This is a genomic window from Botrimarina colliarenosi (assembly GCF_007859955.1).
Lineage (GTDB): Bacteria > Planctomycetota > Planctomycetia > Pirellulales > Lacipirellulaceae > Botrimarina > Botrimarina colliarenosi.
This window is the reverse complement of record NZ_SJPR01000001.1, coordinates 725,961-740,737: the sequence shown is the minus strand read 5'-3', so window position 1 is coordinate 740,737 and position 14,777 is coordinate 725,961. Positions and strand designations below refer to the sequence as shown.

Below are 14,777 nucleotides of genomic sequence, written 5' to 3'. Positions count from 1 at the left end.
CCGCCACCGATGATCCGCTAAACTTACGGGGTCGGGACGCCTGAGCGTCTCGGCCCCGTTTCGTTTAACCGGCCCTCCGCGGGGGGCCCGACCGCCGACCAACGCTGTATGACGAGTCCCCTCCGCACGCCGCTCCTCGTCGCCGCGGTCGCGGCTTCGCTGCTGGCCGCCGGTCGGTCGCTCGCCCAGCCGGCCGAGTCGCCCCGCCTGGTGGCGGTCGACGCCGGCGACCCGGGCCTCCAGCCCCTCACGCTCGAGAACCGGGCCGCCGAGTTCCGCGCCCTGTCGGAAGATGTCGCCGCCCTCGAAGCCCAGCTCGGCATCTACAAGCGGGTCGCCCGGCTGGTGGCGCCGAGTGTCGTCCACATCGAGGCGCGCCCCATCCGCGAGCACCGCATCCGCTCGGGCGGCCAAGAAGCCGGCTCGGGGGTGATCGTTCACTTCCGTGGCAAGCCGTACATCCTCACCAACCGCCACGTTATTAAGCATTCGTCGCCGTCGCACATCCGCGTGCAACTGGTCGATGGCCGGCCCTTCCGGCCCGACCGGCTTTGGAGCGACAGCCAGACCGATGTGGCCGTGATGTCAATCACCGCCTCGGACAGCGTCGGCCTGGCGCCAGCCGTCCTGGGGGATAGCTCGCGACTCGAGATCGGCGAACAGGTGTTGGCGTTCGGCAGCCCGTTCGGACTCAGCCACAGCGTCACCCGCGGCATCGTCAGCGCCAAAGGCCGCTACAACCTCGACCTGGGTGACGGCGAGGTCGAGCTGCAGAACTTCTTGCAGACCGACGCCGCCATCAACCCGGGCAACTCGGGCGGGCCGCTGGTGAATCTCCGCGGCGAGGTCGTCGGCCTGAACACAGCGATCGCCAGCTCGAGCGGCGGCAACGAGGGGATCGGGTTCTCGATCCCCATCAACCTGGCGACTCGCATCGCCGGCCAGCTGATCGAGAATGGCGAGGCGACCCGCGGCTACCTCGGCGTCGAGTTCGACCCGATGTTCAACGAGCAGCGCGCCCGCGCCGCCGGCCTGCCGCGGCTGTTCGGCGCCCGGATCACCGTCGTGAAGGACGACTCTCCCGCTCAGCAAGCGGCCCTGCGCGAGGACGACATCCTGCTCACCTACAACGGCACGCCGATCGAGGACTTCGACCACCTGTTCAATCTGGTGAACCTCACCGAGGTAGGCGATCGGGTCGATATCGAGCTCATCCGCAACGGCGCCCGTATCCATGCGATGGTGCCAATCGGGCGGCGTCCGCCCGAGGACGCGATCCGCTGAGCGGCGGCCCCCCCCGAGCCGGCGGCCAGCGCGAACGCGTCGCCGCATTGGACGGCCTGCGCGGGCTGGCGATTGTCTGGGTGCTGTTGCACCAGTTGGTCGTGATCCCGGCGTCATCGACGTGGGAACGCCTCGCCCTGTGGCCGCTGCAGTTCGGCTGGTACGGGGTGACGCTCTTCTTTGTCCTGTCGGGCTACCTGATCACGGGGGTGCTCCTCGACACGCGGGACGCCCCGAACCGACTCAGCAGCTTCTACGCCCGTCGGGCGCTGCGGATCTTGCCGCTCTACTTCGTCTTGGTGGCGGCGGTTTTTGGCGTCTCGGCGCTCGCCGGCGGCGCGCTGGGCGCCGAGACCTTGACGACGCTGCAGGCCGCGAGCTTCTGGCTCCTGCTGGGCAACTGGACGATGGCCGAGGCGGGCTCCTACCTCGTGGGCCCGCTCGCCGTCACGTGGAGCGTGGCGATCGAAGAGCAGTTCTACCTGGTGTGGCCTTGGGTCGTTGGTTGGTTCCGCGACCGTCGCCGGCTTGCCATGTTCTGCCTCATCGTCGGGCTTGCTTGTTTGGGAACACGACTCGCCGGGCAACAGCTTGGCTGGAACCCGATCGCGCTCTACGTGCTGACGACGACCCGACTCGACGCGTTGGCGATCGGCGCCGCCGCGGCGGTCGCGACCCGCGACGGGTTCGACCCTCGACGGTGGCGGACGGCCTTGATCGCCACCGCGGCGGTCGCCTTCGGGCTCGCGGCGGGGGGCGACCTTGTCGAGACCCTCGCCGGCGGCGATGTGGTCACCGATTGGTCGCTCGGCCCTGGGATCACGCTCGGCGCGATCGCCGGCGGCGCCGTGCTGCTGCTCCTCGCCGACCCGGCCGCGGCGCCAACGCTGACGCGCTGGTTCGAGGCGCGTTGGCTGCGATCGTTCGGCCTCTATAGCTACGGCATTTACCTGACGCATAGCCCGGTGCGGGCGGTGGTGCGCGATTACGTTTATGGGCCAGGCGACGGCGGAGCCACCCCCTGGATCGCGTTCCCCGAGGTCGCGGGGACACAGCTGCCCGCCTTGCTGGCGTTTCTAGCGGTGTGTGCCCCCCTTTGTTGGCTAGCGGGCGTGTTAAGCTATCGGCTGATCGAACGGCCGTGCCTGCGGCTCAAACATCGTTTCCCTGCTAGACCTGCCTTGTCATGACTCTTCGACTGCTCCTGACCGCCCTCGTTATGACGGGCGTCGCCGCCTCGGCCGCAGAGCCGCGCCTGCCCGACCTAAGCCCCTACGCCGAGCAGATCGCCGGCTGGGAAGCAGAGATATCACGGCTTGAGGCGCTCGACGAAGCCGAGCCCGATCCGGAAGGCGCCGTGCTGCTGATCGGCAGCTCGAGCATCCGCCTCTGGGATAACGCGGCGGAAGACTTGGCGCCCTATCCCGTCATCCGCCGCGGCTTTGGCGGGGCCCGATTCAGCGACCTGGCCCACTACGCCAAGCGGCTGATCACGCCGCACCACTACCGCGCGGCCGTGGTCTTTGTCGCCAACGACGTCACCGGCGGCGACGACGACCGCTCGCCGGAACAAGTGGCCGAGTGGTTTGGCTACGTCGCCGACCTGCTACGAAGCCACCAGCCCGACGCTGTCGTTATCTGCTGCGACGTCCGCCCGACGCCGCTACGGCAACACGTCTGGGACCAGACCAAGGCGGTCAACGCCGCGCTCCAGGCGGAATGCGAGAAGCGTGAAGGCGTCTTCTATCTCGACACCGCCGACGCCTACCTCACCGCCGACGGCGACGCCCGCTCGGACGTCTACCGCGATGACGGCCTGCACCTGAACCGGCCGGGCTATGAGTTGTGGTCGGCGCAGATCAAGTCCCTGCTGAACCGCGTCCTCAGCGACGAATCGTCGTCGCGATAACCTGCCGACGACGACGAAGACTCGGTCTCGACTCCCGAACCGAAGGCGACCGCGACAAGCAAGATAACAATAGCGAAGTGGCGAATCTCTATGGCTTGCCGCGCAGCGACACGGCGGGCGCTTTCCAAAGAGAAAACGCCCGCCGTATACGCGTGTCGGCCGGTCAGCTAGTGGTCGGAGCTTCCCGTTATTTCGCGGCGACCGCATCCTCGGCAGCGGCCGCGTTGACCGCCTTGGAGATTTGCGTGAGCTTCTTATCGGCGGCTTCCTCCTGAGCGATATTTTGCTTCAGGAGCTTCAGCGCCTTCTCATAGCCCAACGCCTCGGCCCAGCAGCAGAGCGTGCCGTAGGTGGCGATCTCATAGTGCTCGACCTTCTGCGCGGCGGCGATCATCACGGCGTCTTTGACTTCGTCCGTCGCGTCTTCCGCGAGCAGTTCCTCGGCTTCCTTGAGCAGGCCCTTCATCGCCTCGCACGTCTTGGCGCGGGCCGCCTTGCCGGTCTCTTCGAAGGCTTGCTCAACCCGCTCAACGTGGGTTTCGGTCTCGGCCAGATGGCTCTGGAAGGCGTCACGAAGCTTCGGCGACGTCGCCTTCTTCACCATCTTCGGCAACGCCTTGGTGAGCTGACGCTCGGCGCTGAGGACGTCGCGTAGCTCGTCATAGAATGCGTCGGCGAGGGATTCCATGGCCATGATTAAGATTCCTGTTCGTGAGTTGAGGGGGACGACACGCCATACGCGGCAAGAAACCGCCGTCGCACTTTACGCATCGAAACGGCGCCGCCGCTCGACGGGCCCGACGCCAAGCCGACGGCTTGGCGACGCCGTAGTGAAAGCAAAGGGCGTGCCCATGTGGATCGCTCCGCCAAAGAAGCCTGGCAGGGCGGCTTATGCGACATCGGATCAAGCATGCAGTTCCCACAGCCTTGCAGGGCGATCCGTCATGGCGGAAAAGGAACCAGTCTGCCTGCGGGAGAACCAGTCAAGCTGGCTTTTTCGACATCCCCCCTCGACTCCCAAGAGGGCCCGATGAATCAACCACGCTGCGGACGCTGATCGGACCCGAGTTCGCATCCTGCAAGGATTGCCGGATCAGCGAACTTCCGCGCACCTCTCGGGCGTCAATCGGCCGCGGCGGCCGTCGCCGGGTTGGGGATCACAAAGAGCATGTAGGTAAGCGGGTCTGCCGGGTCGTCACCCGAGGCGACCCGCGTCTCGGTCCCGGGCGTTGTGAGGTACCGCTTGGCCAAGGCGTAGTTGAGCGCGATCGCTCTTCCATCGGGCTTTAGCAGAGAGGGCAGCCGCTTGAGAAACCGCGTCGCGACCGTCCCGTCGTCGCCGTCGTAGAAATTGCGGTCTTGGAAGTTCTCCGCCGTGGCGCCCGCTTCGACGAATGGCATGTTCCAGAGCACGTAGTCGAAGTCGCGGAACGTGTCTGGCAACTCAATCTCTTGAAAGTCGCCGACGACGGCCTCGATCTCGAATCCGCCAAGGCGCGCTGTCACCTGGGCGTTCATCACGGCCAGGGGGTTGATATCCACGGCGTAGACCTTCGCGCGCGTCTTTAGCGAGACCGCCCACGAGTCGGCGCCCGACCCGGCGCCGATCACCAACACCTTGTCCCCTTCCGCAATCTCTCCCTGGGCGATCGCGTCGTAGTACAGCTTGTCTTGGATGTCGGGCTGGTAGACGGTCGGCAGGATCGGGATCGCGAGCTGGGTGACCCCTGCCGGGGGAGGGCCGAGGTACTCGCCGAGGTTCTTGTAGGTGCCGACATACTGCGTCGACCACCCCTCGGCGTCGTAGCGGAGAAGCTGCCAGTTGGGGTCGGCACGCAGCTCAGCCGGCGGCCATACCTTGGCGGGCGGCGTGTCGTCTTGGCTCGCAGCGACCTTCGGCGCCGGCTCGGGCGCCAGATGCGTGACAATCTGGCGCGCGGCGAGCGTCGCCAGCGCGCCGAACGTCACGCCCAACAGGAGAATCCGCAGACGGCGAGGAGAGTCGCTTTTCATCGCCGTATGATCGCTAAACCGGTAGCGGTCTCGCAACCAGAGTCGCCACGCCGACGGACGAGCGATCGGACACTCGGCCGTCTCAAGACGCGTCGGCTGCTGGCTCCGGCTCCACCTTCGGCATCTCCTTCCGCTCCGCCGGCAGCACCTCGGCGAGGCCCGGCACGTCGCTGGCGCCGGCCGGGACGTGCAGGCTCGAGCCCTTGAGGTCCTCGGCCGCGAGCGGCTCGTAGCGGCCCCCCAGGTTCTTGGCCAGGAACATCTCGGTCACCGCGTTGAAGCTCATGCGGTTCTCGGGGCGGGCGAAGCCGTGACCCTCGTCCGGGAAGAGGGCGTAGGTGACGGGGATCTCTTTCTCCTGCATCGCCTCGACGATCTGGTCCGCCTCGAGTTGGGTGACGCGCGGGTCGTTGGCGCCCTGGCCGATGAGCAGTGGTCGCTCGATCTGATCGACCTTCGAGAGGGGCGACTTGGCGAGCAGGCCCGCCTTGCCTTCCTCCGTCTCCCAGTCGCCGACGCGCTCTTTCATCACCGGCATGAACTGGTACCAGTAGGGCGGCACGTTGTTCATCAACGTCACGAGGCTCGACGGGCCGACGATGTCGACGCCGCAAGCGAAGACATCGGGCGTGAACGTCAGCCCAACCAGCGTCGCGTAGCCGCCGTAGGAGCCGCCCATGATGCAGACCTTGTCTTGATCGGCGACGCCACGGTCCTCCGCCCACTGGACGGCGTCGAGCAAATCGTCGTGCATCTTGCCGGCCCACTGGCCGTTGGCCGCGTTGAGGAACGCCTTGCCGAAGCCGGTCGAGCCGCGGTAGTTGACGCTCAGCACGGCGTAGCCACGGTTGGCGAGCCACTGGTGCGACGCGTTGAAGCCCCAGCCGTCGCGCGACCACGGGCCGCCGTGCACGTCGAGCACCATCGGCAGCGGCTTGGCGGGCACGCCGTCGCCGTCCGGGTCGCTGCCGACCGGGAGCGTCAGGTAACTGACGAGCTTCATCCCGTCGCGGCTCTCGATGACGGGCGTGTGCATCTTCGCCAGCTTGTAGCCCGACAGGTCGTCGCGGCTGTTGAAGAGGAACCGCATCTTTTCGCCATCTTCGGCCTTGCGGTCGTAGATGTAGAACTTCATCGGACCATCGTCGAGCAGGTAGGCCACGGTCCACTTCGAGTCGTCGAGCGTCCGGCCGCTGACGACGAACTCGCCGTCCGAGCCGCTTTCTTTGGGAAACTGCTGAAGGAACTCGATGTCGGCGCGGATCGCCTCGTCGAGGATCTTCCACTCGGTCTTGCTGTAAGTGAACGAGACCGCCTGCAAAGTCTTCTCGGTCGGGTGCGACATGACGCCGCCGACATCGACGCGGGGGTCGTCGGCGACGAGCTTCGTGTCGCCCGTCTCGAGGTTGCGGGAGAAGAGGCCGGCTGTGTTGCGGTCGCGGCTGTCTTCGAAGAAGAGCACGGCGCCGGCCTTGTCAAAACCCGATGGTCCGCTAGTCATCGCATCGACGCTCGAGAACTCCTCCATCGGCTCCCAGTCGCCCTCGGCGTAGCCCTTCTCGCCCGGCTCGTCGGTCTTCGGCTTGAGCCACACCTGGCCGGCGGCGGGGGTGAAGTTCACCGCCAGGCGCACCTTGAAGTCGTCGTCGGTGACGAAACCGGCGAAGCCGGGATTCTCTTGGACGAGCGTCTTCTCGCCGGTCAGCAGGTTGACGCGGTAGAGGTCGTGGAAGCGTGGGTCGCGGTCGTTAAAGCCGACGAGCAACTCATCGGGGAAGCGCTCGCTAGCGCCGGCGAGCTCGCCGCGGACGCCGTCGATCGGCGTGAGGTCGCGGGTCGCTTTGGTCTCGACATTGGTGGCGTAGACGTGCCAGTTCTCGTCACCCCCCTTGTCCTGGGTGTAGACGATGTACTGGCTGTTGTAGGCCCAGCCGTGCGAGCGGATGCCGCGGAGCTTGTCGTCGGTGACGGGCTTGGCGGCGTCGACGTCGTCCGCGGGGCCGACCCAGACGTTGAGCACGCCATCGACCGGCTTGAGGTAGCTGAGGAACTTCCCGTCGGGGCTCAGACGGGCCTGGGCCCGGTCGGGGTTGCCGAACAGCACGTCGCGGGGGATCAGCGGCGAGGCGGCGGCGTCGTTCTTTGTTTCGCGCACAGCGGCGACCTGGTTCTGGGTAGGAGCCTTCTGGGTCGCCTTCGCGCTGGGCGGCGTGCTCGATATCTCGGGGTCGTAAACTCCGACCCCTAAGCTGTCACAGCCGGACGCAAAGATGGCGAGGAGGGCGACAAAAAAAGCGAGTTCGGTGAGCGTTCGCATAGAAGAAGACGCACGGCGGCGTGGTTTACGAGCGGGACGGCGAGACATGGCGAGAAAGTCCTCCCTGAAGCGGCGGGCTGCGCTGGGGGCCTTCTTGGCCGGCGGCGTTGTGTGAGAGCGGGTCTTCCTTGACCGCCGCGAAGATGGGTCCAGCGGACGGCGTCGATCGTCTGCGGGTAGGGCTACCGACTGACGAGTCCGACGCTAGCGATCCTACCGCCGATTGGCCCGACTTGGCTACGCGAGCTTGGGCCCACAAGTTCGTAGCTTCCCGGAAGCCCCTGAATTACCCTGCCCGCTGCGATGCCAGCTAGCCCGCCCGCCGCCGCCCCCAGCCAGCCTGCACCGAGCCGCCCTACACCCAGCCGCCGCGCCGCCGAGCAGCGGCTCGCCGCGCGGCGCCAGCAGCCGGCCCGCCCCGCCGACACGCCGCTGGTCTGGACCGCCGCGGCGGTTGCGTTGGGTGCTGTGGTCGCGCCGCTGCTTGCCGGGCTGCCCGCTGAGGCGGCGATGGCGCCGGCGCTCGTCGCCCTTGCTAGCTGGGGATTCGCTTGGCGGCGCCGCACCAACCATCTCGCCGTCGGCTGGTTGCTCGCCGCGGTCGCGCTGAGCAGCGCCGCTTGGTCGGGCGCCGCTTGGCGGTTGTTTGCCGTGGACGACCTCGGACGTTCGGCGCCGCGGGACGCCGAGCCGGTTTGCCTTGAGGCCATCGCCGTGACGGCGCCCGTCCACTACCCGGCCGCCGCGCCGACACCGTTCCGTGCGATTCCTTCGACCGACCGCACGGTGATCGAAGTCGAGGCGAACCGGCTCCGCGACGCCGAGTCGTGGCGCGCGACGAGCGGCCGCTGCGAAGTAACCATCGCCGGCCGCGTTGAAGACATCGCACCGGGCGACCGGCTGACCGTCTTCGGGCAGCTCCGGCAACCACACCCGGCGCTCAACCCGGGCGAGCGCGACGCCGCCGCAGCGGAACGCTCCGAACGCCGGCTGGCGACCGTCTGGTGTGCGTCCCCCGCCTGTGTCACACGGCGGGGCGGAGGCGCACCGCGGCCCGTGTCGCGAACGCTCGCTGGTGTCCGTAACAGCGCCATCCAATCGATCGATCAGCGGCTCTCCCCCCGCGCCGCGCCGCTGGTGCGGGCGATGTTGCTCGGCGACGCGTCGGGGCTATCGGACGAAGACTATGACGTGTTTCGACGGACGGGGACGGTGCACTTGCTCGTCGTCTCGGGGCTCCATGTGGGCCTCGTCGCCGCGGCGCCGATTGCGCTCGCGGCGTTGGGGCTGCTGCCGCGACGGAGCGCTTGGGCCCTTAGCTTGGTGTTGGTCACCGGCTACGTAGCCCTCGTCGGAGCGCGGCCGCCGGCGCTGCGGGCGGGGATCGTTGCGTCGTCGATTTGTGTGGCGGCGTTGGCCGGGAGGCGACCGATCAGCGCGAACTCTCTTGCCGCGGCGGCGATCGTGGTGTTCGCCGTCGCGCCGGGGGCGTGGGCAGCGGCGGGAACCCGACTCAGCTTCCTCTCCGCGGCGACCCTGCTCGGCGTCGCCGGATTCGCGGCCAAGCGGCGCGCCGCGTGGACGCCGCCGCTCGAGCGGCTCGTCCGATCGACGCGGTCGCCACGCGAGCGAATCGCCCGCGGCGCCGCCGGATGGGCCGTTTGGGGCGTCGGCGCCACGTTGGCGGTGCAACTCGTGACGGGGCCGCTCGTGGCGAGCGAGTTCCACCTCGTCTCGCCGGCCGCGGCGCCCCTGTCGCTCTGCGTCTCGCCGCTATTGATGCTGCTAATCGGCGGTGGTCTCGCGACGCTTTTTGCCGAAATGCTCAACGGCCTCTGGGGGGTCTTCGGACCGCTCGCCGACGGGGCGGCCGGCGTGAGCTCGCTGGCGACCAACGCGCTAAGTGACGCGATTGAGTTCGGCGCCGCGTCGCCGGGCGCCGGCTTCTGGACCGGCGGGCCGGCGCCGTGGTGGGTCGCCGCCTGGACCGGGTGGGTCGCGCTCGCCGCGGCGAGCGGCGCCTACTGGCCGCGTGCTGCGGGGGCGGTATGGCGGCTGGGGCTGGCCCTCGTCGCGGCCGCTTTTGTTCCCACCCTTTGGGAGGCGGCGACTGCCAGCGACGAACTCCGTTGTTCGTTCATCGCGGTCGGTCACGGCTCGTCAACGTTGATCGAGACGCCAGGCGGCGGGGCGGTGCTGGTCGACGCCGGCGCGCTGACCGCCCCCGAGCGGGTCGCGGACGTGATCGCCCGGGCGCTGTGGGCTCGCGGCGTCCATCGCCTCGACGCCGTTGTGCTCACCCACCCCGACACCGACCATTACAACGCCGTCCCGGGCCTGCTCGAGCGGATGCCGATCAGAGCGGTCCTCACCACGACGCTGATGTTTCCGTCGTGGGACGACCCCCAAGACGCTAGCGGTCCGGCGGAATTGTCACGCCGGCTCGCCACGGCCGGCATCCCGGTGCGGTCGGTTCAACTTGGCGATCGCTGGCGTGTCGGCAGAGCCGAGTTCGAGGTGCTCCACCCCGACGACATCGGCGTCGTGGGGTCGGACAACGCCAACAGCTTGGTCCTGGGGATCGAGCACGCCGGGCGGCGGGTGCTGCTGCCAGGCGATCTCGAGTCGCCCGGCATTGAACTGCTCCTCGCTCAGGAGCCTTACGATTGCGACGTGTTGCTGGCGCCCCATCACGGCAGCCGCCGCAGCGACCCGGCCGGTTTTGCCGCTTGGTGTCGGCCCGAACAGGTTGTGGTCAGCAGCGGCGAGCCCCGCAACGCCGCCGGGCTGTCGTACATGGCCGCCGGCGCCCGAGTCTGGAGCACCCACCAGGTGGGGCTGGTGACCACCTCAATCAGCCGTGGCGGGGTGCGGGTGGCGGCTTTCACGCCCTGAGCGGCCAGGATGGTCCTTACGTGCGACCAATCGCCGCATTTGGCCTTGTTGGGGTAGGCAGCCGAAGCCGGCGTGCCTAGCTTTACGTGAGGTTTTCTACTATTTGAGAGCTTGTCTCAAGAAACACGCCTGTTTTCTGCGTAGCTACAGAAGTCGCTCCCGCCACGAAGGCGGGACTGCCTCTATCACAACACCCCCGCGAAGGTTTGTTCGCATGTCGTTGCAGTCTTCCGATCTCCCCCCGGTGGAAGCGACCGTTGTCTCTCCTCCGTCCCGCCCCAAGACTCGTCCCGTCGCCCGCCCGGCGAGCGACCGTAAAGCAAAGTGCTCGATGGACGAAGAGGTCCCGCCAGCCAACAGCTGGGCTCTCTGGCGCCGCGGCGTCGATTGGCCCACCGTCATCTGGATCGGCGTGGCGCATATCGCGGCGCTCGCCGCCCCGTTCTTCTTTAGCTGGCAGGCGTTTGTCACCTTCCTGGTGCTCTACGTCGCCACCGGCTCCCTCGGCATCTGCATGGGGTACCACCGGCTGCTGACGCACGGCGCCTTCCAGACTTACAAGCCGGTCCGCTGGCTGCTGGCCCTATTGGGCGGTCTATCGGGCGAGGGGTCGGCCCTCACGTGGGTCGCCAACCACCGCAAGCACCACAAATTCAGCGACAAAGACGGCGACCCGCACTCCCCCCGCCACGGCAAGTGGTGGTCGCACATGTTCTGGTTCATGCCCAACCGCGGCATGAAGTGGCAAAAAGAGCTGCTCGCCCGCTACGCGCCCGACATGGCCAAAGACCGCGGCATGGTGCTGCTCCACAAGCTGTTCCTCCCCTCGCATTTCGCCCTTGGAGCCATCCTCTTCGCGATCGGCTACTACGGCACGGCGCTGGGCATGGGGGGCGAGCACGCCGTCTGGTACGGCTGCTCGATGTTCTTCTGGGGCCTCGCCCTCCGGATGGTCTACGTCATGCACGTGACCTGGCTGATCAACTCGGCGACCCACATTTGGGGTTACCGCAACTACGAGACGACCGACGACAGCAAGAACCTCTGGTGGGTCGCTCTGCTGGCGTTCGGCGAGGGGTGGCACAATAACCACCACGCCTACCAGCGGATCGCGTCGCAGGGCCACAAATGGTGGGAGGTCGACGTCACCTACTGGTTCATCCTGGCGATGGAGAAGGTCGGGCTGGCCTGGAACGTTGTCCGCCTCCGCGACATGCCCAAGGGGACGCCGCCGGCCTGACGGCCGGGAGGGGCTAGGTGCGCGGGGTTAGGGACGAGGGAAAGGCGAGCCGGCGACGTTAATCGTCGGTGGGCGCCGGTTGCCCGCTTCCCACCGACGATTAACATCGCCGGCTCGCCAAAGCTCCTTCTGCGCAAACAAGCTTCAACCCCTGTTGCAAATCGCAGGCCTTCTGCTACCCTACGCGGCTTGCGAAGCGTTTATTGACATCCGTAAGGTTCGTAGGAGCCGGGGCCAACGGTGGACCCCGCCCAGGAGCAGGTGCAGCCCTCGCCGACATCCCGAGTAGGGAACCAGGCCGCGGAGGGAAGCAGGCTCCAGACCGAGACACGCGGCGACAGCGACCCCCGTTCCGGGCGTCGCGGCCCAACACGAGACACGCAGGCAGTACCAGGCAATGGCGTTGACGACCGAGAAGACCAGCGAAGTCGCGGCCGAGTTTGGCCGCAAGAGCGGCGACACCGGTTCGCCCGAGGTCCAGATCGCCCTGCTCACGAATCGCATCCAGCAGATGACGCAGCACATGCAAGTCCATAAGCAGGACTTCTCGAGCCGTCGTGGTCTGCTGCGGATGGTGAGCCGCCGTCGCCGTCTGTTGGACTACGTGAAGAGCAAGAATCCGCAGATGTATCTCGATCTGTTGCAGCGGTTGGGGATCCGGAAGTAGCTTTGTTGCTACGGCCGGTCGTCGCCCCACCGCGGGGCGCGGCTTCTCTCGCCGAAAGTCTTCTTTCTTAGCAGCGGCCGACCGACGCCCCACCCGGGCGCTGTCATGTTCTCTGCCGCGCCCTGTCGTCACGCCACGAAGTCGGCGCCCACGCCCGTGTGGGACGCTTTTTCTACGTGGTGTATCGGTGCTGCCACTGCTCCTCGGCGTGCCCGCCAGCCCCTGCGCAGCGAATCGCCCGCCACTGGGGCCGCGTCGTCGGCCCGTCACTACAAGGAAATCCTAAGTTGCAGAAACACATCGTTGAAAAGCAGATCGGCGGCGAGACGATCAAGATCGAGACCGGCATCCTCGGCAAGCAAGCCGCCGGTTGCGTGCTGGTCACCCTCCGCGACACGGTCGTGCTGACCGCCGTGGCGACCAGCGACCCGCGTCCCGGCATCGACTTTTTCCCGCTCACTTGCGACTACCGCGAGCGGACCGCCGCGGCGGGCAAGTTCCCCGGCGGCTTCATGAAGCGCGAGGGGCGTCCCACCACCAAGGAGACGCTCACCAGCCGCCTGATCGACCGCCCGATCCGCCCGATGTTCGCCCCGGGCTTCAACGACGAAGTCCAGATCCAGGCGTTCGTCCTGTCGAGCGACCGCCAGACCGACGGCGACGTGCTGGCCATGAACGGCGCGTCGGCCGCGCTCACGATCTCGACGCTGCCGTTCGAAGGCCCCCTCGGCTCGGTCCGCGTCGGCAAGATCGACGGCAAGCTGGTCGCGTTCCCGACGGCCGAGCAGCTCGAGTTCAGCGAGCTCGACCTGATGGTCTCCGGCACGAAGGACGCGATCTTGATGATCGAGGGCTTCGCCCGCGAGATGCCTGAAGACGAGATGACCGAGGCCCTGCTGTACGCCCACAAGCTCATCGGCGAGCTGTGCGACCTGCAGTTGGAGCTGCGTAAGAAGGTCGGCACGCCGGCCACGTCGTTCGTCTCGCCCGAGTCGGACGGCATCCTCGACAAGCTCGACGCCGCCTACGGCGCCAAGCTCAAGGAAGCCAAGCAGACCCCCGGCAAGCAGGACCGCGCCGAGAAGTGCGGCGCCCTCAAGGCCGAGGCGATGGCCGAGCTGATCCCCGACCCCAAGGCCGACGACGCCATCTCGATCGGCGCCTTCAAGACCGCCTGGCACGACCTCGAAGCGAAGGTGGTTCGCCAGACGATCCTCGAAGGCAAGCGTCCCGACGGCCGTGGCGGCAAGGACCTCCGCGGCATCGAGTGCGCCGTTGACCTGCTGCCCCGCGTCCACGGCTCGGCCATGTTCCAGCGTGGCGAGACCCAGGCCCTGGTGACCATCACCCTGGGCACCGGCCGCGACGAGCAGCGTGTCGACGGGCTGTTCGAAGAGTACAGCAAGCGATTCATGCTCGACTACAACTTCCCCAGCTTCTCGGTCGGCGAGTGCCGCCCGATCCGGGGACCCGGTCGCCGCGAGATCGGCCACGGCATGCTCGCCGAGCGGTCGGTCAACCCGGTGCTGCCGGACCACGACACGTTCCCCTACACGATCCGCGTGATCTCGGACATCCTCGAGTCGAACGGCTCGAGCTCGATGGCCTCGGTCTGCGGCGCCACCCTCGGCCTGATGGCCGCCGGCGTGCCGATCACCAACCCGGTGGCGGGCATCTCGGTCGGTCTCGTGAAGGAAGGCGACGACTGGACGCTGCTCACCGACATCCTCGGCGACGAGGACCACTTCGGTGACATGGACTTCAAGATTGCCGGCACCCAAAACGGCATCACGGGCATCCAGCTCGACCTGAAGATCATGGGCATCAGCGAGGAGATCATCCGCGCCACGCTGCAGCAGAGCCGCGAGGCCCGCATCGAGATCCTCCGCAGCATGCTCTCGGCGATCCAGCGGCCGCGTGAAGCGACCGCCGCGTCGGCGCCGCGTCTGGTCCGCACCTCGATCGACCCGCAGAAGATCGGCCTGTTAATCGGCCCCGGCGGCAAGACGATCCGTGGCATCCAAGAGGACTGCGGCGTCCAGATCGACGTCGACGAGGACGGCACGATCACGATCGCCGGCCCCGACCAAGAGACCGTCACGGCGGGCCTCGGCCGCGTCGAGGCCCTCACGGCCAGCGTCCAAGTCGGCCGCATCTACAAGGGTAAGGTCTCGAGCGTCAAGGACTTCGGCGCGTTCGTCGAGATCCTCCCCGGCAAGGATGGCCTCTGCCACATCTCGGAGCTGTCCGACGGCTACGTCGCCAGCGTCGGCGACATCTGCAAGGTCGGTGACATCCTCGAGGTGAAGGTGATCGCCGTCGATGACCAAGACCGTGTGAAGCTCAGCCGCAAGGCCGCGATGGCCGACGCCGCGGGCGACGCCGCCCCGGCCGACTCGAAGGCCTGAGCGAAGCGGTGAGTTGCTAACCAATCGAAGCCGGGTCCCGCTTG

At 67.5% G+C, this 14,777-nt stretch carries 10 protein-coding genes; 7 read left to right on the top strand and 3 right to left on the bottom strand.

The genetic code is table 11. The features are described from left to right. Nucleotides 1–108 precede the first annotated feature (108 nt). Genes Pla108_RS02850 through Pla108_RS02840 form a run of 3 tightly spaced genes read left to right on the top strand, consistent with a single transcriptional unit; the run spans nt 109 to nt 3,193 of the window. The gene (locus Pla108_RS02850) at nt 109–1,284 is read left to right on the top strand and encodes a S1C family serine protease (RefSeq protein WP_146442693.1); all 1,176 of its coding nucleotides are present in this window, start codon (nt 109–111) and stop codon (nt 1,282–1,284) included. Between the two features lie 47 nt (nt 1,285–1,331). Then, the gene (locus tag Pla108_RS02845; protein WP_197526195.1) at nt 1,332–2,474 is read left to right on the top strand and encodes an acyltransferase family protein; all 1,143 of its coding nucleotides are present in this window, start codon (nt 1,332–1,334) and stop codon (nt 2,472–2,474) included. Further along, on the top strand, nt 2,471–3,193 hold the full coding sequence (locus tag Pla108_RS02840) for a GDSL-type esterase/lipase family protein (RefSeq protein WP_146442688.1): 723 nt from the start codon (nt 2,471–2,473) through the stop codon (nt 3,191–3,193). Before Pla108_RS02845 ends, Pla108_RS02840 begins: the two co-directional genes overlap by 4 nt. A 187-nt stretch (nt 3,194–3,380) precedes the next feature. On the opposite strand, the gene Pla108_RS02835 is transcribed toward Pla108_RS02840, so the two are convergent. The 3 genes from Pla108_RS02835 to Pla108_RS02825 form a co-directional block, all read right to left on the bottom strand. Further along, nucleotides 3,381–3,887 (bottom strand): YciE/YciF ferroxidase family protein, encoded by a 507-nt coding sequence (locus Pla108_RS02835; RefSeq protein ID WP_146442686.1) that lies wholly within the window; start codon nt 3,885–3,887, stop codon nt 3,381–3,383. A 428-nt stretch (nt 3,888–4,315) separates the two neighbouring features. Next, entirely contained in the window at nt 4,316–5,206 is an 891-nt protein-coding gene (locus Pla108_RS02830) for a methyltransferase domain-containing protein (protein ID WP_146442683.1), read from the bottom strand. Between the two features lie 82 nt (nt 5,207–5,288). After that, on the bottom strand, nt 5,289–7,523 hold the full coding sequence (locus Pla108_RS02825) for a S9 family peptidase (RefSeq protein ID WP_146442681.1): 2,235 nt from the start codon (nt 7,521–7,523) through the stop codon (nt 5,289–5,291). Nucleotides 7,524–7,826: 303 nt separating this feature from the next. Between Pla108_RS02825 and Pla108_RS02820 the strand changes: the two genes are divergently transcribed. From Pla108_RS02820 to Pla108_RS02805, 4 genes are all read left to right on the top strand, one after another. Then, entirely contained in the window at nt 7,827–10,418 is a 2,592-nt protein-coding gene (locus Pla108_RS02820) for a ComEC/Rec2 family competence protein (protein ID WP_146442679.1), read from the top strand. A 331-nt stretch (nt 10,419–10,749) separates the two neighbouring features. Then, nucleotides 10,750–11,658: an acyl-CoA desaturase gene (locus Pla108_RS02815; protein WP_197526194.1), complete on the top strand. Its 909-nt coding sequence runs from the start codon at nt 10,750–10,752 to the stop codon at nt 11,656–11,658. A gap of 397 nt (nt 11,659–12,055) precedes the next feature. Then, nucleotides 12,056–12,325: a 30S ribosomal protein S15 gene (rpsO, locus tag Pla108_RS02810; RefSeq protein ID WP_146442673.1), complete on the top strand. Its 270-nt coding sequence runs from the start codon at nt 12,056–12,058 to the stop codon at nt 12,323–12,325. Nucleotides 12,326–12,612: 287 nt separating this feature from the next. After that, complete coding sequence (locus Pla108_RS02805; protein ID WP_146442670.1) at nt 12,613–14,733, top strand: polyribonucleotide nucleotidyltransferase; 2,121 nt, start codon at nt 12,613–12,615, stop codon at nt 14,731–14,733. Nucleotides 14,734–14,777 lie beyond the last annotated feature (44 nt).